This window comes from Burkholderia sp. AU27893, from assembly GCF_002223205.1.
In the GTDB taxonomy this organism is placed as follows: domain Bacteria; phylum Pseudomonadota; class Gammaproteobacteria; order Burkholderiales; family Burkholderiaceae; genus Burkholderia.
This window is the reverse complement of record NZ_NKFD01000002.1, coordinates 131,648-152,995: the sequence shown is the minus strand read 5'-3', so window position 1 is coordinate 152,995 and position 21,348 is coordinate 131,648. Positions and strand designations below refer to the sequence as shown.

General features: G+C 67.2%; 19 protein-coding genes. 8 read left to right on the top strand and 11 right to left on the bottom strand.

The window, feature by feature from the left end:
* The first annotated feature begins 126 nt into the window (after positions 1-126).
* From parE to CFB47_RS13765, 3 genes are all read left to right on the top strand, one after another.
* Complete coding sequence (parE, locus tag CFB47_RS13775; RefSeq protein WP_089461469.1) at positions 127-2,109, top strand: DNA topoisomerase IV subunit B; 1,983 nt, start codon at positions 127-129, stop codon at positions 2,107-2,109.
* A 69-nt stretch (positions 2,110-2,178) separates the two neighbouring features.
* Positions 2,179-4,500 carry a DNA topoisomerase IV subunit A gene (gene parC / locus CFB47_RS13770; RefSeq protein WP_089456695.1) on the top strand — a complete coding sequence of 774 codons (2,322 nt, stop codon included), beginning with the start codon at positions 2,179-2,181 and terminating at the stop codon, positions 4,498-4,500.
* A gap of 250 nt (positions 4,501-4,750) precedes the next feature.
* Positions 4,751-5,209, top strand: coding sequence for a CopD family protein (locus tag CFB47_RS13765; protein WP_039370342.1), 459 nt, complete (start codon positions 4,751-4,753; stop codon positions 5,207-5,209).
* Positions 5,210-5,262: 53 nt separating this feature from the next.
* On the opposite strand, the gene CFB47_RS13760 is transcribed toward CFB47_RS13765, so the two are convergent.
* On the bottom strand, positions 5,263-6,147 hold the full coding sequence (locus tag CFB47_RS13760) for a LysR family transcriptional regulator (RefSeq protein ID WP_089461468.1): 885 nt from the start codon (positions 6,145-6,147) through the stop codon (positions 5,263-5,265).
* Positions 6,148-6,260: 113 nt separating this feature from the next.
* On the opposite strand from CFB47_RS13760, the gene CFB47_RS13755 reads away from it, so the two are divergent.
* Positions 6,261-6,707: a multidrug/biocide efflux PACE transporter gene (locus CFB47_RS13755; RefSeq protein WP_089461811.1), complete on the top strand. Its 447-nt coding sequence runs from the start codon at positions 6,261-6,263 to the stop codon at positions 6,705-6,707.
* A gap of 57 nt (positions 6,708-6,764) precedes the next feature.
* Here CFB47_RS13755 and CFB47_RS13750 read toward each other — a convergent pair whose 3' ends face one another.
* From CFB47_RS13750 to CFB47_RS13715, 7 genes are all read right to left on the bottom strand, one after another.
* Positions 6,765-7,973, bottom strand: coding sequence for a chromate transporter (locus tag CFB47_RS13750; RefSeq protein WP_089456693.1), 1,209 nt, complete (start codon positions 7,971-7,973; stop codon positions 6,765-6,767).
* Between the two features lie 190 nt (positions 7,974-8,163).
* Positions 8,164-10,503, bottom strand: coding sequence for an EAL domain-containing protein (locus CFB47_RS13745; RefSeq protein ID WP_089440733.1), 2,340 nt, complete (start codon positions 10,501-10,503; stop codon positions 8,164-8,166).
* Between the two features lie 219 nt (positions 10,504-10,722).
* Entirely contained in the window at positions 10,723-11,604 is an 882-nt protein-coding gene (locus CFB47_RS13735) for a PhzF family phenazine biosynthesis protein (protein ID WP_089461810.1), read from the bottom strand.
* 13 nt (positions 11,605-11,617) lie between these two features.
* The gene (locus tag CFB47_RS13730) at positions 11,618-12,076 is read right to left on the bottom strand and encodes a RidA family protein (RefSeq protein ID WP_011352811.1); all 459 of its coding nucleotides are present in this window, start codon (positions 12,074-12,076) and stop codon (positions 11,618-11,620) included.
* 42 nt (positions 12,077-12,118) lie between these two features.
* Complete coding sequence (locus tag CFB47_RS13725; protein ID WP_047852437.1) at positions 12,119-13,300, bottom strand: PLP-dependent aminotransferase family protein; 1,182 nt, start codon at positions 13,298-13,300, stop codon at positions 12,119-12,121.
* Between the two features lie 152 nt (positions 13,301-13,452).
* Positions 13,453-14,361 carry a DMT family transporter gene (locus tag CFB47_RS13720; RefSeq protein ID WP_089440730.1) on the bottom strand — a complete coding sequence of 303 codons (909 nt, stop codon included), beginning with the start codon at positions 14,359-14,361 and terminating at the stop codon, positions 13,453-13,455.
* Positions 14,362-14,416: 55 nt separating this feature from the next.
* On the bottom strand, positions 14,417-15,109 hold the full coding sequence (locus tag CFB47_RS13715) for a VOC family protein (RefSeq protein ID WP_089461467.1): 693 nt from the start codon (positions 15,107-15,109) through the stop codon (positions 14,417-14,419).
* A 230-nt stretch (positions 15,110-15,339) separates the two neighbouring features.
* On the opposite strand from CFB47_RS13715, the gene CFB47_RS13710 reads away from it, so the two are divergent.
* The 4 genes from CFB47_RS13710 to CFB47_RS13695 all read left to right on the top strand — a co-directional run bounded on the left by CFB47_RS13710 (position 15,340) and on the right by CFB47_RS13695 (position 19,938).
* The gene (locus CFB47_RS13710) at positions 15,340-16,800 is read left to right on the top strand and encodes a PLP-dependent aminotransferase family protein (RefSeq protein WP_089440728.1); all 1,461 of its coding nucleotides are present in this window, start codon (positions 15,340-15,342) and stop codon (positions 16,798-16,800) included.
* A 158-nt stretch (positions 16,801-16,958) separates the two neighbouring features.
* Positions 16,959-18,857, top strand: coding sequence for a molecular chaperone HtpG (gene htpG, locus CFB47_RS13705; RefSeq protein WP_089461466.1), 1,899 nt, complete (start codon positions 16,959-16,961; stop codon positions 18,855-18,857).
* Between the two features lie 8 nt (positions 18,858-18,865).
* Positions 18,866-19,462 carry a chorismate lyase gene (locus CFB47_RS13700; protein ID WP_089461465.1) on the top strand — a complete coding sequence of 199 codons (597 nt, stop codon included), beginning with the start codon at positions 18,866-18,868 and terminating at the stop codon, positions 19,460-19,462.
* Complete coding sequence (locus CFB47_RS13695) at positions 19,462-19,938, top strand: DNA-deoxyinosine glycosylase (protein ID WP_089461464.1); 477 nt, start codon at positions 19,462-19,464, stop codon at positions 19,936-19,938. Before CFB47_RS13700 ends, CFB47_RS13695 begins: the two co-directional genes overlap by 1 nt.
* Before the next feature lie 61 nt (positions 19,939-19,999).
* Here the strand turns inward: CFB47_RS13695 and CFB47_RS13690 are convergent, their stop codons facing one another.
* From CFB47_RS13690 to CFB47_RS13680, 3 genes are all read right to left on the bottom strand, one after another.
* Entirely contained in the window at positions 20,000-20,323 is a 324-nt protein-coding gene (locus CFB47_RS13690; protein ID WP_046544689.1) for a helix-turn-helix domain-containing protein, read from the bottom strand.
* Positions 20,320-20,682, bottom strand: a complete 363-nt coding sequence (locus tag CFB47_RS13685) for a type II toxin-antitoxin system RelE/ParE family toxin (RefSeq protein ID WP_046544690.1) — start codon at positions 20,680-20,682, stop codon at positions 20,320-20,322. The genes CFB47_RS13690 and CFB47_RS13685 overlap by 4 nt, the downstream gene beginning before the upstream one ends.
* A gap of 343 nt (positions 20,683-21,025) precedes the next feature.
* Positions 21,026-21,280, bottom strand: a complete 255-nt coding sequence (locus CFB47_RS13680; protein WP_089461463.1) for a hypothetical protein — start codon at positions 21,278-21,280, stop codon at positions 21,026-21,028.
* Between the last annotated feature and the right edge of the window lie 68 nt (positions 21,281-21,348).

Here is a 21,348-nt window from a genome sequence, read left to right as displayed (position 1 = left end):
GCTTTCGGAGCAGTCCAAGCACACCGTTGTTTCGATTCGCTTTTTTACGGAACTCAACGTTTTGTCCACGACGTTATCCACACCAGGTGTGGACAACGTCCCGATGAATGACGAAATTCAGCGCCTATGTCAACGAAGAAACCCAGCGCGGCCTATAGCGAAGCATCGATCAAGGTGCTCAAGGGTCTCGAGCCGGTCAAGCAGCGGCCCGGCATGTACACCCGTACCGAAAATCCGCTGCACATCATCCAGGAAGTCATCGACAACGCGTCCGACGAGGCGCTCGGCGGCTACGGCAAGCAGATCACGGTCACGCTGCACGCCGACCAGTCGGTCTCGGTCGAGGACGACGGACGCGGCATCCCGTTCGGCATGCACCCGGAAGAGGGCGTGCCGGTCGTCGAGATCGTATTCACGCGTCTGCACGCGGGCGGCAAGTTCGACAAGGCCGCGGGCGGCGCCTACACGTTCTCGGGCGGCCTGCACGGCGTCGGCGTGTCGGTGACGAACGCGCTGGCCACGCGCCTCGACGTGACGGTCTGGCGCGACGGCAAGATCGCGGAACTCGGCTTCGCCGAAGGCGATGTCGTCAAACCGCTCACGACGCAGGGCGCGGGCCGCGGCGAGAAGAAATCCGGCACGCGCGTGCAGGTGTGGCCGAATCCGAAGTATTTCGATTCGCCGAACCTGCCGCTCGGCGAGCTGCAGCGCTTGCTGCGCTCGAAGGCCGTGCTGTTGCCGGGCGTCGAGGTCGTGCTCGTCAACGAGAAGTCGGGCGAGCGCCAGACGTGGAAGTATGAAGACGGCCTGCGCGGCTACCTGCTCGACGAAATGAACGGCAGCGAGCTGCTGATCCCGCTGTTCGAAGGCGAGCGCTTTGCCGATTCGCGTTCGGGCGACGACACCTTCGCCGAAGGCGAGGGCGCGTCGTGGGTCGTCGCATGGAGCGAGGAAGGCTCGCTCGTGCGCGAGTCGTACGTGAACCTGATCCCGACGCCGGCCGGCGGCACGCACGAATCCGGCCTGCGCGACGGTCTCTACCAGGCGGTGAAAAGCTTCGTCGAACTGCACAACCTGCAGCCGAAGGGCGTGAAGCTGCTCGCGGAAGACGTGTTCGCGCGCGTGTCGTTCGTGCTGTCCGCGAAGGTGCTCGATCCGCAGTTCCAGGGGCAGATCAAGGAGCGCCTGAACAGCCGCGACGCGGTGAAGCTCGTGTCGTCGTTCTCGCGCCCGGCGCTCGAGCTGTGGCTGAACCAGCACGTCGAGCACGGCAAGAAGCTCGCCGAACTCGTGATCAAGCAGGCGCAGGCGCGTACGCGCGCGGGCCAGAAGGTCGAGAAGCGCAAGAGCTCGGGTGTCGCGGTGCTGCCCGGCAAGCTGACCGATTGCGAGACGGAAGATATCGCGCGCAACGAGCTGTTCCTGGTCGAGGGCGACTCGGCAGGCGGCTCCGCGAAGATGGGCCGCGACAAGGAATACCAGGCGATCCTGCCGCTGCGCGGCAAGGTGCTGAACACGTGGGAAACCGAGCGCGACCGCCTGTTCGCGAACAACGAGGTGCACGACATCTCGGTCGCGATCGGCGTCGATCCGCACAGCCCGGATGAAAGCGTCGACCTGTCGAACCTGCGCTACGGCAAGATCTGCATCCTGTCGGACGCGGACGTCGACGGCTCGCACATCCAGGTGCTGCTGCTCACGCTGTTCTTCAAGCATTTCCCGCAACTGATCGAGCGCGGCCATGTGTGCGTCGCGCGCCCGCCGCTGTTCCGCGTCGACGCGCCCGCGCGCGGCAAGAAGGCCGCACAGAAGCTTTATGCGCTCGACGAAGGCGAACTCGAGGCGATCCTCGACAAGCTGCGCAAGGACGGCGTGCGCGAGACGCAATGGGGCATCAGCCGCTTCAAGGGGCTCGGCGAAATGAGCGCCGAGCAGCTGTGGGATACGACGATGAACCCCGACACGCGCCGCCTGATGCCGGTGAAGCTCGGCGAGCTCGACTACGAGGCGACCGTCGCACGCATGACGATGCTGATGGGCAAGGGCGAGGCAGCCGCGCGACGCGGCTGGCTCGAGGAAAAGGGCAACGACGTCGAAGCCGACATCTAAGCCGAACACCTGCGCGGCCGGGCAAGACGCCCGGCCCGGCCTTACGCCACTTACGAATACGGAATTCAGATGGACGACAACACTTCCGATCTCTTCGCCAGCTCCGATGCACCGGACGCCGAAGCGCTGACGCTCGGCAACTACGCGGAGCAGGCGTATCTCAGCTACGCGGTCAGCGTCGTGAAGAGCCGCGCGCTGCCTGACGTCTGCGACGGCCAGAAGCCGGTGCAGCGCCGGATTCTCTACGCGATGAACGAAATGGGCCTCGGCCCTGACGCGAAGCCGGTGAAGTCGGCGCGCGTGGTCGGCGACGTGCTCGGTAAATACCACCCGCACGGCGACCAGTCGGCATACGACGCACTGGTGCGTCTCGCGCAGGATTTCTCGCTGCGCTACCCGCTGATCGACGGGCAGGGCAACTTCGGCTCGCGCGACGGCGACGGCGCGGCGGCGATGCGATACACCGAAGCCCGCCTCACGCCGATCGCGAAGCTGCTGCTCGACGAAATCGACCAGGGCACGGTCGACTTCATGCCGAACTACGACGGCTCGTTCGAGGAGCCGAAGACGCTGCCGAGCCGCATGCCGTTCGTGCTGCTGAACGGCGCGTCGGGCATCGCGGTCGGTCTCGCGACCGAGATCCCGTCGCACAACCTGCGTGAAGTCGCGGCAGCGGCGGTCGCGCTGATCCGCAATCCGAAGCTGTCGCACGCGGAGCTGATGAACCTGATTCCGGGGCCGGATTTCCCGGGCGGCGGGCAGATCATCTCGAGCGACACCGAAATCGCGGCGGCCTATGAAACCGGCCGCGGCAGCCTGAAGGTGCGCGCGCGCTGGAAGATCGAGGATCTCGCGCGCGGCCAGTGGCAACTCGTCGTGACCGAGCTGCCGCCGAGCACGTCGGGCCAGAAGGTGCTCGAGGAAATCGAGGAGCTGACGAACCCGAAGCTCAAGCTCGGCAAGAAGACGCTGACGCCCGAGCAGCTCAACACGAAGAAGGCGATGCTCGACCTGCTCGACGCGGTGCGCGACGAGTCGGGCAAGGAAGCGGCCGTGCGGCTCGTGTTCGAGCCGAAGTCGCGCACGATCGACCAGACGGAATTCGTGAACACGCTGCTCGCGTACACGAGCCTCGAGTCGAACGCGACGCTGAACCTCGTGATGATCGGCGCCGACGGCCGGCCGGGCCAGAAGGGCCTGCTGACGATCCTCGACGAATGGGTGAAGTTCCGCCAGCTGACGATGACGCGCCGATGCCGCCATCGTCTCGCGAAGGTCGACGACCGCATCCACATCCTCGAAGGGCGGATGATCGTCTTCCTGAACATCGACGAGGTGATCCGCATCATCCGCGAGTCGGACGAGCCGAAGGCCGCGCTGATGACCGCGTTCGGCCTGAGCGAACGGCAGGCGGAAGATATTCTCGAAATCCGGCTGCGCCAGCTCGCGCGGCTCGAGAAGATCAAGATCGAGAAGGAACTCGAAGCGCTGCGCGACGAGAAGGCGAAGCTCGAGGAACTGCTCGCGAACGAAAGCGCGATGAAGCGGCTGATGATCAAGGAGATCGAGGCCGACGCGAAGCAGTACGGCGACGATCGCCGCACGCTGATCCAGCAGGAAAAGCGCGCGACGTTCGAGGCGAAGGTGGTCGACGAGCCGGTCACGGTGGTCGTGTCGCAGAAGGGCTGGGTGCGTGCGCTGAAGGGCCACGGGCTCGACCCGGCCAGCTTCTCGTTCAAGGCCGGCGACAGCCTGTACGCGGCGTTCCAGTGCCGCACGCCGGATCGTCTGATTGCGTGGGGCAGCAGCGGCCGCGTGTACTCGGTCGACGTGTCGATCCTGCCGGGCGGGCGCGGCGACGGCGTGCCCGTCACGTCGCTGATCGAGCTCGAGTCGGGCTCGCACCTGATGCATTACTTCGCGGCGCCGGCCGACCAGCAACTGCTGCTCGCGTCGAGCAACGGCTTCGGCTTCCTCGCGAAGGTCGGCGACATGGTGAGCCGCGTGAAGGCCGGCAAGGCGTTCATGACGATCGATGCGGGCGCGGTGCCGCTCGCCCCGATGCCGGTGCTGCCGAACGCGACGCAGGTCGCGTGCCTGTCGAGCGGCGGCCGCCTGCTCGTGTTCGGGATGGACGAGATGAAGACGCTGTCCGGCGGCGGTCGCGGCGTGATCCTGATGGCGCTCGACGACAAGGAAACGCTCGTGCAGGCGCTCGCGATCGATCCGGCCGGCGTCGTGTTGATCGGCACCGGCCGCGGCGGCAAGGTGATGGACGAAACGCTGTCGTATGCGGGGCTGGCGCCGCACGTCGGCAAGCGCGCCCGCAAGGGCCGCGCGCCCGACACGAAGCTCAAGGTCGTCAGCGAACTGCGTCCGCTGCTCGGCTGACACTGCGCACGTTCGATCGCCCGGTTCGGCCGCGATCGAGGGCCGCACCTCCGCTTCGGCGGACGTGCGGCCTTTTCTTTTGGGTCGGGGATGCGGGTAAGCAAGCGTGGCGCTGTCACGCGGAACTTGCAAAATAATGTGAAATCGCGCCTGGGGTCTGAACCGCTCGGCGACAATCCGGTCGAACGTCGCTCGATGCCGCGTGCGACGCGGCCGTTCGCCGCACCCCACTCCTCACAGGATTGCCGTCATGTCCCATGCTGTCTCCGTCGCGCTGTTTCTTCATCTGCTGGCCGTCGCCGTGTGGGTGGGCGGGATGGTCTTCGCCAACTTCTGCCTGCGTCCGGCGCTGTCCGACCTGTCGCCGCAGCTGCGGTTGCCGCTGATCGAAGGCGTGTTCGGCCGCTTCTTCAACTGGGTCTCGGGTTCCGTGATCGTGATCCTGCTGACCGGCGGCTTCCTGCTGGTGGAATTCGGCGGTGCGCACGCGACGTGGTCGCTGCACGCGATGGCCGGGCTCGGCGTCGTGATGATGCTGATCTTCGGACATATCCGGTTCGCGCTGTTCCCGCGCATCCGCCGTGCGGTTCAGGCGCAGAAGTGGCCGGACGGCGCGCGCGCGGTGAATACGGTGCGCCTGCTCGTCCTCGTGAACCTCGTGCTCGGCGTCGTCACGATCGGCGCGGCGGTGTTGTCGCGCGGTTTCTGATTGACCGCAGCCGGCCGGCCCGCGCGCAGCCGCGGGTGCGCCGGCAAGCGCCGCTACGCGGCCAGCATCGCATCGAGCAGCCATGAGCCGGCCGGGCCGAGCGGCCGGTTGCGCGACCAGACCGCATCGACCCGCACACGGCGCGGCCAGCCGCGCGCACGCAGTTCGCACAGGCGATCGCGTGCGAAGTGGTCGACCATCCAGCGCGGCAGTTCGGCCCAGCCGAACCCCAGCACGGCCATCTCCAGCAGCATCAGGTAGCTCGGCGCCAGCCAGTGCTGCGTGCCGACGACGATCCGGTCGTCGGCGCCGCGGCCTTCCGTTTTCACATAGGTATTGAGGCGCAGTTCGCGCACGTCGCGCAGCGCGGCGTGCGGCACGTCGGCGTCGCCGTATTCGGCGAGCGCGTGCGTGCGGCCGACGAACAGCCCGATTTCCGACTCCTCGGCGATCGTCGCCGCGCCGATATCGGCCGGGTAGGCCGCGCGCGCGGCCATCAGCCCGAGCTGCGCGCGCCCCTGCTGGATCAGGTCGAGCACGTCCTCGTGCTCGGCGATCTGGCATTCGAGCTCGAGCGTCGGGAAGCGCCGTTCGAGCGCCATCAACGTTTCCTCGTAGCGCTTCGACTGGTACGTATCGGACACGACGAGCGTCAGCCGCGCTTCCTCGCCACGCGCGAGCCGCGCGGCCGTCCGGTCGATCGCCGCGCCGGCTTCGAGTGCGCGCTGCACCTGCGGCAGCAGCGCACGCCCTGCATCGGTCAGCGTCGGCGCGCGCGTCGAGCGGTCGAACAACTGCACGCCGAGATCGATCTCGAGGTTCGCGATCGCCTCCGACACGGTCGACTGGCGCTTGCCGAGCTTGCGCGCGGCGGCCGTGAACGAGCCGAGCAGCGCGGCTTCGGCGAAGGCGAGCAGGGCTTCGGGGGCATGGCGCATGCGGCGCTCCTGGTGACGATATATCGGTAAAACCGATGATATCAAACTGGATTCATACGGTTACACCGATCAAAATGGCGGCCATGAACGAAGTAGACGAATCGGAGGGAATCATGAAACAGGTCAACAAAACGGTGACGGAACGGCTGCTGCATGCACTGACGTTCGAACTGGTCGCGATCGCGCTGTGCGCGCCGATCGGCGCGTGGCTGCTCGACATGCCGGTGTCGCACGTCGGCATGCTGACGGTGATGGTGTCGCTGATCGCGATGGCGTGGAACATGGCGTTCAATACGCTGTTCGACCGCTTCGAGCGTCGCGCGGGGCTGACCCGCACGCTCGGCATGCGGATCGCGCATGCGGTCACGTTCGAGCTCGGTCTCGTCGCGATGGTGGTGCCGGTCGCCGCGTGGTGGCTGAACGTGAGCCTCGTCGAGGCGCTGCTGCTCGACCTCGGCATCGTGCTGTTCTTCCTGCCTTACACGTTCTGCTTCAACCTTGCCTACGACGCGCTGCGCGCCCGCTGGATGGCACGCCGGGTCGCGGTGCAGGCAGGTTGAGGACGGCCTGGACGGGCGAATGCCGGTAGAACCCGGCGGGGCGGGGGGCGCCGCCCGTCAGCGCGCGGCGGCCAGCAGCCACACGCCGCAAGCCACCGCGACCGTGCCGTACACGGCATAGACGGGCAGCTTGAAGCGCGCGAAGCACAGCGTCGCGAAGGCGCCCGTCAGCCAGTAAATGGGGTCGACGGGTTCGCGGTACAGGATCCTCACGACGGCGACGACGAGAAAACCCGTGGTCGCCGCCCGCAGCAGCCGCATCCCGTGCTCGAAGCGCGAATGGCGCTTGAGCCGGGACAGGTGGTTCTGCGCAAACACGACGAGGCATCCCGACGGGATGAACAGCGCGGCCGTCGCGAGCAGCGCGCCGACCCAGCCGTCGGTCAGGTAGCCGAGAAACGGGACGACGTTCAGCAGCGGCCCCGGCGCGACAGGGGACAGCGCGAACGCCAGCGTGAAGTCGTGATCGGAGATGCCCGTTGCGGGCGTGACGAACAGCGTCTTGAGCACGGGCAGCGCGGAAAAGCCGCCGCCGAACAGCGTCATGCCGGCGCCGGCGAGACGCGGCCACAGCAGCGTCGCCTGGTAATCGCCGGGCAGCGGCACCGCGAACAGCGTGACGAGTACGCCGAGCAGCACGAGCAGGTTGCGGTCGCGGGTCGACAACGTGAAATCGACCGCGTCGCGTTGCGGCGGCCCCGTGAGCCAGCCGGCCGCGAAGGCGGCGAAGAGAATCCCGACGAAGGCGGCCGGATTATGTGCGAAACCGAGCAGAATCGTCGACAGCGCGGCGATCAGCTGCTCGCGCCGTGTGCGTGCGAGCGAGCGCAACTGCTTGACCCACGTGACGCCGATCAGCGCGGCGAGCACCATCCCGAAGTGATTGATCAGCATCGGCGCGGCAAGCGAGCGCACGAGCGGCGTGCGATAGAAGATCGCGAACAGCGTCATCAGGATGGAGAACGGCAGTACGCTCGCGATGCCGGCGATCCACGCGCCGATGCGGCCGTGCAGGATCTGGCCGACCTGCACCGCCACGTTGCAGCCGACGGGGCCCGGCACCAGCCAGGCCAGCGCGACGAGGTCGCCGAATACGTTGGGCTCGATGCGCTTCAGCCGCTCCACGTAGTGGCGTTCGAGCTGCGCCATCATCGACAGCCCGCCCCACGAAACCGCCGAAATGCTGGCGACGACCTTGAACAGGTCCCACAGGGACGCCTGCGCCTGTTCGACATCAGCGGTCGCTTCGATTTCGACGGTAGTCATGTTGGTGGTGTGAGCGCGGGGCCCGATCTCTCGCGTGCGGCCATGCCGGCGGCCCGCCGACACGTTGGCCCTCCCAATTGTCCGCCGCGCATCGTGACACTGCCATGCGCGAAAACGCTAGTTCACGAACTAAACAATTGAATCGGAAAACGAAACAGTGACGGCGCGCGCAACGCGCGCCACGGTGCGCTTACGCGCCGGTGCTGCCGGTCGCGCGATGCGCGATCACGTTCGGCGCGTCGCCGCGCACGCCGAAGCGTGCGATCAGCGCGGGAATCGCGTCGGCCGGCACCGGTCGCGAGAACAGGAAGCCTTGCGCCTCGATTTCGCCGAGCGCGGCGAGCCACGTGATCTGCTCCTCGGTTTCCGTGCCTTCGACGACGACGGTCAGGCCGAGCGAGCGCGCAAGATGCACGATCGACGACACCATCACGCACACGCTGCGATCGTTCGGGATCGCCTGCACGAACGAGCGGTCGACCTTCAGCGTGTCGACGGAGAAGCGGTGCAGGTACGACAGCGACGAATAGCCGGTGCCGAAATCGTCGAGCGCGATGCGGATGCCGAGCTTTTTCAGCGCGACGATCTTCTCGGACACGAGTTCCGGATATTCCATCATCGCGGTCTCGGTGATCTCGATCTCGAGCCGGTTCGCGTCGATGCCGGTTTCCTGCAGCGCCTGCGAGATCGTCTCGATCAGGTCGCCGCGCCAGAACTGCACGGGCGAGATGTTGACCGCGAGCGTCAGCGTGTCGTGTCCTTCGTCGCGCCAGCGCGCGATCTGCTCGCACGCGGTGCGGATCACGAAGTCGCCGATCGGCACGATCAGGCCGGTCGATTCGGCGATCGAAATGAATTCGTTCGCGGAGATGACGCCGTGTTCCGGATGATCCCAGCGCGCGAGCGCCTCGAAGCCGGTGATGTGGCGGTGCGTGAGGTCGATCTTCGGCTGGTACGCGAGGAACAGCTGCCCCTCGGCGAGCGCGACGCGCAGTTGCTGCTCCCAGCGCATCAGGTGGTCGGCGCGGTGCGACAGGTGCGGCGCATAGAACTGGTAGCAGTTCTTGCCGGCATCCTTCGCGCTGTACATCGCGAGGTCGGCCTTCTTCAGCAGGTCGATCTCGCTCTCGTTCGCCACCGTGTGCAGCGCGATGCCGATGCTCGCATGCAGCACGAACGAGCTGCCGCGCACGTCGAACGGTTCGCCGAACATCCGGATGATCGCTTCCGCGAGCCGCACCGCGCGCCGCTCGACGTCGTCGCCCTTCATCACCACGACGAATTCGTCACCGCCGATGCGCGCGAGCGAGCCTTCGTCGCCGACCGCATCGGACAGGCGCGACGCGGTCATCTGCAGCACGATGTCGCCGGCGTTGTGGCCGAGCGTGTCGTTGACGGTCTTGAAGTTGTCGAGATCGATGAACAGCAGCCCGAGCCGCGACAGGCTCGCCGGCATCGACACGTCGTTGCGCAACCCGCGCAGCGTCGCATAGCGGTTCGCGAGGCCGGTGAGCAGGTCGTATTCGGCGAGCTGCGTCATTTCGCGCTCGCGGCCGAGCAGCTTGCCGATCAGGCCCGTCGCGACGCCGAAGAACGCGAGCATCGCGAGCGTGATGAAGCTCGTCATCAGCAGGTAGACGTTGCGCGTGTGGTAGTAATCCGCGAATTCCTCGGTTTGCGACAGCCCGACCATCACCGCGAGCGGGTAGCCGTCGAGGTGGCGGTACGACACGATGCGCGTCACGCCGTCGATCGGGTCGATGATCGTGCCCGTCACGCGCTCGGCGATCGGGTAAACACCCGACGCGGAAAACGCGCCCGGCGCGTTGCTGACCGAGCCCGTGCGCCGCGCGAGCACCGCGCCGGTATCCGACACCACCGCGATCACGCCTTCCTTGCCGATCGCCGCGTTGTTGTAGAAGTCGTTGGTGAAGTAGCTCGGGTCTTCCGACACGACGACGATGCCCGCGAAGCTGCCGTCCGGGTTGTTCAGGCGCCGTGTCATCTGCAGCGTCCAGTGGCTCGACACGCGGCCGAGTACGGGCTTGCTGATGAACAGGCGGTCGTCGTTGTGCGCGAGGTGGACCTTGAAGTGCTCGCGATCGGACAGGTTGATCGGCTGCGGATGCAGCTCGGCCGTGTTCGCGAACAGGATGCCCTTCGCGTTGACGAGCGACACCTGGATCAGCGTGTCGCTTGGCACGACGCCTTTCTCGACGGCGCTGGCGAGGTTGAAGCGGGCGGGCGACTTCTCGAATTCGAACTTGACGAAGCGGGTGATCTGGTCGACCTGGTGGATCGCCTTGACCGTATGCTGTTCGAGCGCGGAGGACAGGATTGCCGCGGAAGCGGCCGCTTCCTTGTACGCGCTGTCCTTTTCCACCGACAGACGCGCGATGATCACGGCCCACAGTAGCGCGAGCGCCAGCATCCCGAGCAGCGGGATCGCAAATAGCGCACGCCGGCGCGATTTGCGCGGCGCGCGTAGCGGCCGGGTCGGCGGCGTGTGGTTGGACCGGGCGGAGCTCATCGAAGCGGGTGGCGTCCTGCTCGCGTGCGCCATCCGTCCGGATGGCTGATTATTGGCTGGGGTCGTCCCGACGTCTGTTCGTTCGCGGGACACGCAACCATGGACAGACCTCCGAAACAACGGATTAGGCCCGATATTACTGGTTGGAACGTTTTTGCGATAGTTGGGCGAATCGTAGGGGGCGCCGGGCAGGCCGGCGCCATCGCACATCGCGAAATGTCAGGCGGGTGACAGGAAGGTGCCGTCGACGACGGTGACGACATGGCCGCCGATCCAGGTGGTGCCGTCTTCGTCATAGCTGACGAAGATGCGGCCGTCGCGGCCGATCGCCGTACCCTGGCGGGCCGTATACGACTGGCCGGGGCGGCGTTCCTGCCGCGTCAGCAGCCCGGCGAGCGCGGCGTTCGCGCTGCCGGTGACGGGATCCTCGCCGAAGCCGAAATTGCCGCCCGTCATCAGGCAGCGGATTTCGAGCGTCGCGGGGCCGCCTTGCGCGTGCGGCGCATAGACGGCGACGCCGTCCGTGCCGTAGCGGCGCGTGAGCGCCGCCAGCGCGGCCGGATCGGGCGTCAGGCCGATGCAGGCATCGGCCGACTTCAGTCGCACGACCAGCCATGGCGCGCCGTTGTCGACCGCGCACGGCTCGGCATCCAGGTCGAGCGCGTCGCTGCGCAACGCGGCAGCCAGCGCCGCGTAGTCCGAGCGGTCGAGCGGCGTGACGCGTGCCGGCGGCGCGGCGAACGCCCAGCCGTCGGCCTGCTCGCGCAGCGCGACCCGGCCGACCCCGCACTGCTGGATCAGCCGGCCCGGCGTGCGCGGCCGCGCGCCGCTTTCCAGGAACGCATGCGCGGTGCCCAGCGTCGGGTGACCGGCGAACGGCAGTTCGCCCTCCGTCGTGAAGATCCGGACGCGGTAGTCGGCTTCCGGATCGGTCGGCGTGCAGAGGAACGTCGTTTCCGACAGGTTCGTCCAGCGGGCGATCGCGAGCATGTCGTCGTCGCCGAGCGAATCGGCGTCGAACACCACGGCGAGCGCGTTGCCCTTGAACGGCACCGACGTGAACACGTCGACCTGCTTGAAACGGACGAGACGGCCGGGCATCGTGCTGCGTTCGTTACGCAACTTCGGCGATCAGCTCGATCTCGACGCACGCGCCGAGCGGGATCTGAGCGACGCCGAATGCCGAGCGCGCGTGCTTGCCGGCGTCGCCGAACACTTCAGCGATCAGTTCCGACGCGCCGTTCGTCACGACGTGCTGTTCGGTGAAGTCGAGCGTCGAGTTGACGAGGCTCATCAGCTTGACGATGCGCGTGACCTTGTTCAGGTCGCCGGTGTGCGCGTGCAGCGTCGCGAGCAGGTCGATCGCGATCGAGCGGGCGGCGGCCTTGCCGTCTTCCGTCTGCAGATCCGCGCCGAGCTTGCCGGCCCAGACCTTGCCGTCCTTCTTTGCGATGTGGCCCGACAGGAACACCGTGTTGCCGGTTTGCGCGCTCATCACGTAGGCGGCGGCCGGTGCGCCGGCGGTCGGGAGCTCGATGCCGAGCGACTTCAGCTTGTCGTAGACGTTAGCCATGGATTCGATTCCTCGTAGAGAGTCGTGACAGGAAAAAGGGGATCAGAGACGCTCGCGCAGCAGCTTGCCGAGGCGCGCGACGCCTTCCTCGATCTTCTCGGGCGGCACCGTCACGAACGACAGGCGCAGCGTGTTCTGCTGTGCGTTGTCCGCGAAGAACGGCGCGCCCGGCACGAACGCGACGTGGTTGTCGACGGCCGTGGCGAGCAGCTTCATGCTGTCGATCTGCGCGGGCAGGTTCACCCAGATGAACATCCCGCCTTCCGGGCGGTTCCACGTGACGCCTTCCGGCATGTGGCGCTCGAGCGCGCCGAGCATCGCGTCGCACTGCGCGCTGTACAGCTCGCGGATCGTCGGGATGTGCTCGTCGAGGAAGCCATCCTTGATCACTTCGTGCGCGATGCGCTGCGTGAGCGTCGGCGTGTGCAGGTCGGTGGCCTGCTTGGCCTGCACGAGCTTGAAGTGGAGTTCCTCGGGGGCAATGATGTAGCCGATCCGCAGGCCCGGCGCGAGCACCTTCGAGAACGTGCCGAGGTGCACGATGTGATCGGGCGCCATCGACAGCATCGTCGGCAGCGGCTCGCCGCGGTAGTTCAGCGCGCCGTACGGATCGTCTTCCAGCACCGGGAACGGGCTCGACTGCGCGAACGCGGCAAGCGCGCGGCGGCGCTCGACGGGCAGGCGGCGGCCGGTCGGGTTCTGGAAGTTCGGCTGCGCGTACAAGAGGCGCGCGCCTTGCGTGAGTTCGGGCGTGAGGCCGTCCGGCAGCAGGCCCTGCTCGTCGGTCGGCACCTGGACGTAGCGCGGCTCGTACAGCGAGAACGACTGCAGCGCGCCGAGGTAGGTCGGGGTTTCGACGAGGATCGGGCTGCCCGGATCGACGAGCGCCTTGCCGAGCAGGTCGAGCGCCTGCTGCGAGCCGGTCGTGATCAGCACCTGCGACACGCGCACGCTGTAGCGCTCGGCGATCCATTCGCGCAGCGGCAGGTAGCCTTCGGTCGCGCTGTACTGGAGCGCGGCGGCCGGCGCGTCGCGCAGTACGCGGTCGGCGGCGGCGCGCATGCGCTCGGCCGGGAACGTGGCAGGGGCGGGCAGGCCGCCGGCGAACGAGATGACCTCGGGGCGTTCCGTGACCTTCAGGATTTCGCGGATGGCAGAGCTCGTCAGCTTGCGTGCGCGTTCGGAAAGCTGCCAGTGCGGCGGATGCAGGTCGCTCGGATTCATAGTCTCCTCGTTCGGATATCGTGGTCAGTCAAGAAAGGTCGTTCGGGCAAATCGCGTCGACGCCGCCGGGTGGGCGGGCACGAGCGCGATCGAGCCTTCGCGGCCGGGTGGGCAAAACCGATCAGGCAAAACGTCCATTATGGCGCAGCTGTTCAGCCGGCGCGAGCCGGTTGCGCGGCGGTGGCGACCGCCGAGCGGCGCCCGAGCACCACGGTGGCGATCACCGCGGCCGCGAACAGCCACGTCGACGGCGTCACCGTTTCGCCGAACAGCAGCGCGGAAAAAGCAATCGTGAAGAAAATCTGCAGCAGTTGCACCTGGCCGACGCGCGCGATGCCGCCCATCGCGAGCCCCGCGTACCACGCGAAAAAGCCGATGAATTGCGAAAAGAGGGTCACGTAGCCGAACGCGAGCCAGGTGCGCAGCGCGAGCGGGCCCGGATGCACGGCATGCTGCGTCCATGCGAGCCAGCCGACCGGCAGCACGAGGAACGGCGCGGACACGACGAGCGCCCAGCAGATCACCTGCCAGCCGCCGATCTGGCGCGCGAGCCGCGCGCCTTCCGCATAACCGAGCGCGCCGATGCCGACCGCGACGAGCATCAGCGCGTCGCCGGCCTGCACGGTGCCGCCGCCGTCGCGCAGCGCGAACGCGATCACGAGCGCGCTGCCGGCCACCGCGCTGGCCCAGAACGCCTTCGACGGCCGCTCGTGCGACAGCCAGGCCGCATATAGCGCGACGAACAGCGGCTGCAGCCCGTTGACCACCGCGCCGTGCGACGCCGGTACCGTTTTCATCGCCCATGCGGAGAACACCGGGTACGCGATGATCACGCCGAGCGACGTGATCGCGAGGCTTTTCAGCTGCGCGCGGGTCGGCAGCGGCTCGCGGCGCCACCACAGCAGCAGGCCGGCCGGCACCGCGGCGGCGAGCGCGCGGCCGAGCCCGTTGAGCAGCGGATGGAGTTCGGAGACGACGATCCGCGTCATCGGCAGCGTCAGGCTGAAGATCATCACGCCGATGAGGCCGAGCAGCATGCCCCGGGTTTCGCGCGAATTCATGAAATGGGTGTCTCCGTGTTGCCGGTATTAGATGTAGTCGGGTGCGGCGTGGCGCTCAGCGCAGCGTGCGCGCACCCTGCGGCGTGTCGAATTCGGCGATCAGCGCGGGCGGGCCGTCGGTGGCTTCGAGGTCGAGCAGGTGGCCGGCGCCGAGCCAGTCGAGCTGCTCGCGGAGCGCGTCCGCGCGCGGGTGGGTGGCCTTGAGCGCCTTCAGCGCGACGCCGTCGCCCGGCAGCGATTCGGCCGGGTGGTACGCGCTGTCCCACTGGATCAGCGACGGCAGGAGGCCGTCGCCCGCGCCTTGCCACGTGGGGAACGCGCCGTCGTCGGGCACGGTGAGGCCCCAGCTCAGGTCACCGCGCCGCATCGCGACGACCGGCGGGATGCGCGCCGGGTACTGGCTCTGCCACAGCGCGAGCTGGCGCGGACGGTCGACCCGCGCAACCCAGTGCGCGAGAAACGGGCCTTGCGCAAGCCGCGCGTGCATGGCCGGATCGTCGAGCCCGAACAGCCGCGAGCGGGGCGGTTCGGCGCCGGTGTTCGGTGCAGGCGCATCGCGATCGATCGCGATCACTTCGAGGTAGAGCCCGCCCCACGCACCGAACAGCGCATTGTGGGTCCGCATCAGCGGGTGGCGGCCGCCGCCGGCAGGTTCGATGCCGAGCGCGTCGGCGACGTGGCGGATGCCTTCGTCGAGCGTGCGCGCGGCGATCACGAGGTGGTCGAGTGTCAGGGAGCGGGCTGGCATGAACGTCGGTCGGGAAGCGAAAGTGTCATGGTGGGCAGGCGATGCGCCGGGCGGTGGCCGGACCGGCCGGCGTCCCGGCCGCGAGACGGGCCGGTGGGCGCGGTGTCAGGTGCGGCGGAGCCGGAACGGTGGCCGCACGGCTGCCATTCCGGTCAACTGTAATCGTCGCTACCGGCACAGTAACGGTACAATCGGCGCGATAGCCTTCGGTACAGTTGGAGCTGCCGCCCATGTCCACCGTCCCCCTCGCCCAGATTCCCGTGCCGCACGACACGGCCACGCTCACGCTCGTCGACCAGCTTGTCCAGTGGGCGCGACGGCGCATCGACGAGCGCGTGTTCCGGCCCGGCATGCGGATGCCGTCGATCCGCAAGCTCGCGCTCGACAAGAGCGTGTCGCGTTTCACCGTCGTCGAGGCGTACGAGCGCCTCGTCGCCCAGGGTTACCTCGACTCGCGGCGCGGCTCGGGCTTCTACGTGCGCGAGCGCACGGGCGCCGGCCCGCAGCCGGCCGACGGCGTCGCACGCGTGGCCGAGGCCGCGCCGGTGCACAACACGATCGACGTCGTCTGGCTGCTGCGCAACATGCTGCATACCGTCAGCCCGGAAAAGGGGCCCGGTCTCGGCTACCTGCCGGGCCGCTGGCTCGACGGGGAACTGATCACCGGCGCGCTGCGCGCGCTCGGGCGCCAGTCCGGCGCGCAGATGCTCGGCTTCGGCACCGCGCAGGGCTTCCTGCCGCTGCGCCAGCAACTGCAGACGCGCCTCGCCGAAGTGGAGATCGGCGCGAAGCCCGAACAGATCGTGCTGGTGTCGGGGATCACGCAGGCAATCGACCTGATCGCGCGGATCTACGTGAAGCCCGGCGATGCGGTGATCGTCGGCGATCCGGCCTGGTTCCAGATGTTCGGGCGCTTCGCGGCGCAGGGCGCGCAACTCGTCGGGATGCCGTACACGCCGGACGGCCCCGATCTCGACGCGCTCGAAACGCTCGTGCAGATGTGGCGGCCGAAGATGCTCGTGATCAATTCGGTGCTGCAGAACCCGACCGGCACGTCGCTGTCGGCCGCGCAGGCGTTCCGGATCCTGAAGCTCGCGGAGGCATACGACTTCCTCGTCGTCGAGGACGACGTGTACGGCGACCTGTGCCCGCCGAGCTACCCGGCCACGCGCCTCGCGAGCCTCGACCAGTTGAAGCGCGTGATCTACCTCGGCAGCTATTCGAAGACGCTCGCGGCGAACCTGCGGGTCGGCTACGTTGCGTGCGCGCCCGAGATCGCGAAGGCGGTCACCGACCAGAAGATGCTGGTCGGGATGACGACGCCCGAGCTCAACGAGCGCGTGCTGTACAAGATCCTGACCGAAGGGCATTACCGGCGCCACGTCGAGCGGCTGCGCGCGCGGCTCGACGGCGTGCGCGACAAGACCGCGCGGATGCTCGAGCGCACGGGGCTCGGCCTTTTCACGATGCCGGCGGCCGGGATGTTCCTGTGGGCCGACACGGGTGTCGATTCGGATGCGCTCGCGGCGGTCGCGCACGAGGCCGGCTTTTTGCTGACGCCGGGCAGCCTGTTCTCGCCGCAGCAATCGCCGTCCACGTGGATGCGCTTCAACGTCGCGAACTGCGGCGATCCCGCGCTGCCGGCGCTGCTGTCGCGCTATATCGATTCGGCCGTGCGCCGCGCATCGTGACGCGGCGCGGCACGCCCGCCCTTGAAATCGGGCGTGCCGCCTCCAGATACGCGCGCAAACCGCTAGCGCCGGGCGGTCGCCTTTCACGGGCCGGCCGGCATCGCGGGCGGGGCGCCTGCGCCACACCATTCAAGTTCAAGTAAGAGGAAACAGCATCCATGGCACATGAAACGATGAGCTTTCAGGCAGAGGTCAAGCAACTCCTCCACCTGATGATCCATTCGCTCTACAGCAACAAGGAAATCTTCCTGCGCGAACTGGTGTCGAACGCGTCCGACGCGGCCGACAAGCTGCGTTTCGAAGGGCTCGCGGACAACGCGCTGTACGAGAACGATCCGAACCTGCGCATCCGCATCGGCTACGACAAGGCCGCGCGCACGATCACGATCGACGACAACGGCATCGGCATGAGCCGCGACGAAGCGATCGCGAACCTCGGCACGATCGCGCGCTCGGGCACCAAGGAGTTCTTCACGAAGCTGTCCGGCGACCAGCAGAAGGATGCGGCGCTGATCGGCCAGTTCGGCGTCGGTTTCTACTCGGGCTTCATCGTCGCCGACAAGATCACCGTCGAGACGCGTCGCGCGGGCCTGCCGGCGAGCGAAGCCGTGCGCTGGGAAAGCGCGGGCGAGGGCGATTTCACGATCGACGCGATCGAGCGCGCGCAGCGCGGCACGACGATCACGCTGCACCTGCGCGAAGGCGAGGACGACCTGCTGTCGTCGCACCGCCTGAAGTCGATCATCCAGAAGTATTCCGACCACATCGCGCTGCCGATCCTGATGCAGAAGGAAGAATGGGATCAGGAAAAGGGCGAGATGGTCCTGAAGGACGAGGACGAGACCGTCAACCAGGCGAGCGCGCTGTGGACGCGGTCGAAGAGCGACGTCACCGACGAGCAGTACACGCAGTTCTACCAGCACATCGCGCACGACCACCAGGATCCGCTCACGTGGACGCATAACCGCGTCGAGGGCCGCAGCGAATACACGCAACTGCTGTTCGTGCCGTCGCACGCGCCGTTCGACCTGTGGAACCGCGACTATCGCGGCGGCCTGAAGCTGTACGTGAAGCGCGTGTTCATCATGGACGACGCCGAGCAGCTGCTGCCGCAATACCTGCGTTTCGTGAAGGGTGTCGTCGATTCGGCCGACCTGCCGCTGAACGTGTCGCGTGAAATCCTGCAGGAAAGCCGCGACGTGAAGGCGATCCGCGAAGGCGTGACGAAGCGTGCGCTGTCGATGCTCGAAGAGCTCGCGAATGCGGAAGAGGATGCCGGCAAGGAGAAGTACAAGACGTTCTGGGGCGCGTTCGGCCAGGTGCTGAAGGAAGGCCTCGGCGAGGATCACGCGAACCGCGAGCGCATCGCGAAGCTGCTGCGCTTCGCGTCGACGCACGGCGACACCGACGCGCAGGACGTGTCGCTCGCCGACTACGTGTCGCGCATGAAGCCCGAGCAGAGCAAGATCTACTACGTGACCGCCGATACGTGGCAGGCCGCGAAGAACAGCCCGCATCTGGAAGTGTTCCGCAAGAAGGGCGTCGAGGTGCTGCTGCTGACCGACCGCGTCGACGAATGGATGCTGTCGTTCCTGCACGAATTCGACGGCAAGCCGCTCGCGAGCGTGGCGCGCGGCGACCTCGATCTCGGCGAGTTGAACGACGAGGAGAAGAAGGCGCAGGAGCAGGCGGGCGAGGCGATCAAGCCGGTGGTCGAGAAGATGAAGGAAGCGCTCGGCGACAAGGTGAAGGAAGTGCGCGTCACGTTCCGCCTGACCGATTCGCCGTCGTGCCTCGTCGCGGACGACAACGACATGAGCGGCTACCTGCAGCGCATGCTGAAGGCGGCCGGTCAGAACGCGCCGGCGATGCAGCCGATCCTCGAGATCAACCCGGAGCACGCGCTCGTGAAGCAGTTGAACGCCGAAAGCGCCGATTTCGGCGACTGGTGCCATCTGCTGTTCGACCAGGCGCTGCTGGCCGAAGGCGGCATGCTCGACGATCCGGCAAGCTTCGTGAAGCGGACCAACGCGCTGCTGCTGTCGCGTGCCGCGTGAACGCACGCATGCGATTCGACGGCGGTCAGGCCGGCTGGCGCGAGACGCCGCGGCCTGGCTGCACGCTCGACCAGCGTGACTGGCTGACGCGCGGCGGATCGCTGACCGCGCACCTCGCGCGGCTCGGCCGCGTGGCCGTGCGCGTGACGCGCGAGGCCGTCGACTGCCCGTGGTTCGACGAGCCGGACGCGCTCGCCAGTGCGCCGCGCGCACCGATGTGGGTGCGCGAGGTGATCCTGTCGGTCGACGGCGAGCCGTTCGTCGCCGCGCACAGCATCGCGCCGCTCGCGGCCAGCAAGGGCGTGTGGCAGGCGATGCGACGGCTGCGCACGCGGCCGCTGGCGGAGCTGCTGTACAGCGACCCGCAGGTCGAGCGTTCGGCGCTCGTCAGCCGGCGCGTGATCGCCGGCCATCCGCTGTATGCGTTGGCGAGTCATGCACTTGGCGGCGCGCGTGCGCCGCATTCGTTCGCCGCGCGGCGCTCGGTGTTCCAGCGTCACGGCAAGCCGTTGATGGTCACCGAGTGCATGCTGCCGGCGCTGTGGCGCCATCTCGATGCGCACGGCGACGGGCCGCGCTCAGGCGGCCCGGGCGGAGGCGCGTGATGTTGCGCGGGTTTCCGCCGGTCGTCGCGGCGAATACGCACACGATGATCCTCGGCAGTTTTCCGGGCGAGGCGTCGCTCGATGCCGCGCAGTATTACGCTCATCCGCGCAACCAGTTCTGGCGGCTGCTCGGCACGGTGCTCGGCGAGCACGGGCTGCACGAGTTCGCGTACGACGCGCGGCTCGAGCGTGTGCTGTCGCACGGGATCGGGATCTGGGATGTATTGGCCGCGTGCCATCGCGAGGGCAGCCTCGATTCGGCGATCCGGCATGCGAAGCCGAATGATTTCGCGTCGTTGCGCGAGCATGCGCCGTTGCTCAAGCGCGTGTGTTTCAACGGCAAGACGGCGGGGCGGTTTGCGGAGGTGATCGGCGCGGCGGGGTACGACACGCTCGTGCTGCCTTCGTCGAGCCCGGCGAATGCGATGCTGTCATTTGAGCAGAAGCTCGCGCAGTGGCATGGAATCCTTTCCTGAAGGATCGGGCCCTTGCGGCATCTGCCATCGGCCTCCCGACGCGATCGGCCAGGCGCGGCCGTCACGCTGCGAAGACGACTTCGATGTGCCCTTCGACTTCCGATTGACGATCGGGCCCGACGACGATGTGCACGTCGCGTCCGAGCTTCGCCAGACATTCGAGCATCTTCGTTTCGCTGACGCCGCGAAACTGCCCGCGCAGCATGTTCGACAGCTTCGGCTGCGTGATGCCGAGCAACCGGGCCGCGTGCTGCTGCGTCCATTGGCGCGCTTTGATGATTTCCGCGATCTTCGCGGCGAGCTGGGCTTTCACCCGCATTTCGGCGGCATCATGCATGCCGAGATCAGCGTAGACGTTGCCGCTGCCCTGTTCGATTTCGATCATCGCCTTACTCCTTGTGCGTGTGCTTCGGCCGCTTTCAGACGTTCGCGGACGAGATCGCTGTCCGGCCTCGGTGTTGCGATACCGATCGACGACTTCTTCTGGAAACAGTGCAGCACGTACACGCTGCTGCCGAGCTTCACCGTATAGACCGCGCGATACGTGCCGTTGTCTTCCGATTCAACGATCTCGAGCACGCCGGCCGAGCCGAATCCTTTCAACGGCTTGGCCTGATCGTGCTTGCGTCCCGTCTGCGCCAGATACAGCGCATAGCCGAACGTGTCCTGCACGGCTTGCGGCATCGCTTTCAAATCCTTGCGCGCTGAGCCGAGCCAGTACAGCGGTTTGATGTATGGATCCATCGACGAATTTATCCCTATTTGGGTATATTTTCAAGCGGTGCGCACGAACGCCGTGCGGCCGCTCAAATGCGGCATCGTGAGCGTGCAGGACGGGGTGGTCGGGGCAGCAGTCGGCAGATCGAGCAGCACCGACGGGTGACGCCGGTTCAGTACCGGATGCGGGCGTGGCGAAGGCGAATGCGCATGTGACCTGCCGAGCAGGGCCGATTCGTCACATTCTTGCGTTGCGCGGGACCCGAGACAATTCAGCCGTTCGACAGAGCGCTGTCACGGCGTATCGATGATGGAAGGCGGACAGGTGTTTCTTCCCGGCCCGCCGTTGCAGCAGCGGGGCGAGCGAAGCTCAATCGTCCCTGCCCCATCGCCACCGCGGCTTCTCGCCCTTTACCCAGCACGCCGCGGTGAGCAGCGTGACCAGCACTACGATGCAGGCGCCATACGCGAACGGCGACTCGCGTGGTGGCACGAGCCATGCGCTCGCGACGATCCCGATCGCGAACAGCAGCAGCACGACCCACCCTTGCCAGGCCACCGGCAGGCCCCATCCCCAGCCGTAGCGTTTGGCCGGAAACCAGATCTTCCTTTCGTTCGACGTCATGTGTTCTCCAGTGATCCGCGAATGCAGCGTAGCGCCGACGCGATTCAACGTCACGCGAGGCCGCGCGT

Coding starts and splice junctions, on each gene's coding strand:
- parE (WP_089461469.1), top strand. CDS start 127: ATGTCAACGAAGAAACCCAGCGCGGCCTATAGCGAAGCATCGATCAAG.
- parC (WP_089456695.1), top strand. CDS start 2,179: ATGGACGACAACACTTCCGATCTCTTCGCCAGCTCCGATGCACCGGAC.
- CFB47_RS13765 (WP_039370342.1), top strand. CDS start 4,751: ATGTCCCATGCTGTCTCCGTCGCGCTGTTTCTTCATCTGCTGGCCGTC.
- CFB47_RS13760 (WP_089461468.1), bottom strand. CDS start 6,147: ATGCGCCATGCCCCCGAAGCCCTGCTCGCCTTCGCCGAAGCCGCGCTG.
- CFB47_RS13755 (WP_089461811.1), top strand. CDS start 6,261: ATGAAACAGGTCAACAAAACGGTGACGGAACGGCTGCTGCATGCACTG.
- CFB47_RS13750 (WP_089456693.1), bottom strand. CDS start 7,973: ATGACTACCGTCGAAATCGAAGCGACCGCTGATGTCGAACAGGCGCAG.
- CFB47_RS13745 (WP_089440733.1), bottom strand. CDS start 10,503: ATGAGCTCCGCCCGGTCCAACCACACGCCGCCGACCCGGCCGCTACGC.
- CFB47_RS13735 (WP_089461810.1), bottom strand. CDS start 11,604: ATGCCCGGCCGTCTCGTCCGTTTCAAGCAGGTCGACGTGTTCACGTCG.
- CFB47_RS13730 (WP_011352811.1), bottom strand. CDS start 12,076: ATGGCTAACGTCTACGACAAGCTGAAGTCGCTCGGCATCGAGCTCCCG.
- CFB47_RS13725 (WP_047852437.1), bottom strand. CDS start 13,300: ATGAATCCGAGCGACCTGCATCCGCCGCACTGGCAGCTTTCCGAACGC.
- CFB47_RS13720 (WP_089440730.1), bottom strand. CDS start 14,361: ATGAATTCGCGCGAAACCCGGGGCATGCTGCTCGGCCTCATCGGCGTG.
- CFB47_RS13715 (WP_089461467.1), bottom strand. CDS start 15,109: ATGCCAGCCCGCTCCCTGACACTCGACCACCTCGTGATCGCCGCGCGC.
- CFB47_RS13710 (WP_089440728.1), top strand. CDS start 15,340: ATGTCCACCGTCCCCCTCGCCCAGATTCCCGTGCCGCACGACACGGCC.
- htpG (WP_089461466.1), top strand. CDS start 16,959: ATGGCACATGAAACGATGAGCTTTCAGGCAGAGGTCAAGCAACTCCTC.
- CFB47_RS13700 (WP_089461465.1), top strand. CDS start 18,866: ATGCGATTCGACGGCGGTCAGGCCGGCTGGCGCGAGACGCCGCGGCCT.
- CFB47_RS13695 (WP_089461464.1), top strand. CDS start 19,462: ATGTTGCGCGGGTTTCCGCCGGTCGTCGCGGCGAATACGCACACGATG.
- CFB47_RS13690 (WP_046544689.1), bottom strand. CDS start 20,323: ATGATCGAAATCGAACAGGGCAGCGGCAACGTCTACGCTGATCTCGGC.
- CFB47_RS13685 (WP_046544690.1), bottom strand. CDS start 20,682: ATGGATCCATACATCAAACCGCTGTACTGGCTCGGCTCAGCGCGCAAG.
- CFB47_RS13680 (WP_089461463.1), bottom strand. CDS start 21,280: ATGACGTCGAACGAAAGGAAGATCTGGTTTCCGGCCAAACGCTACGGC.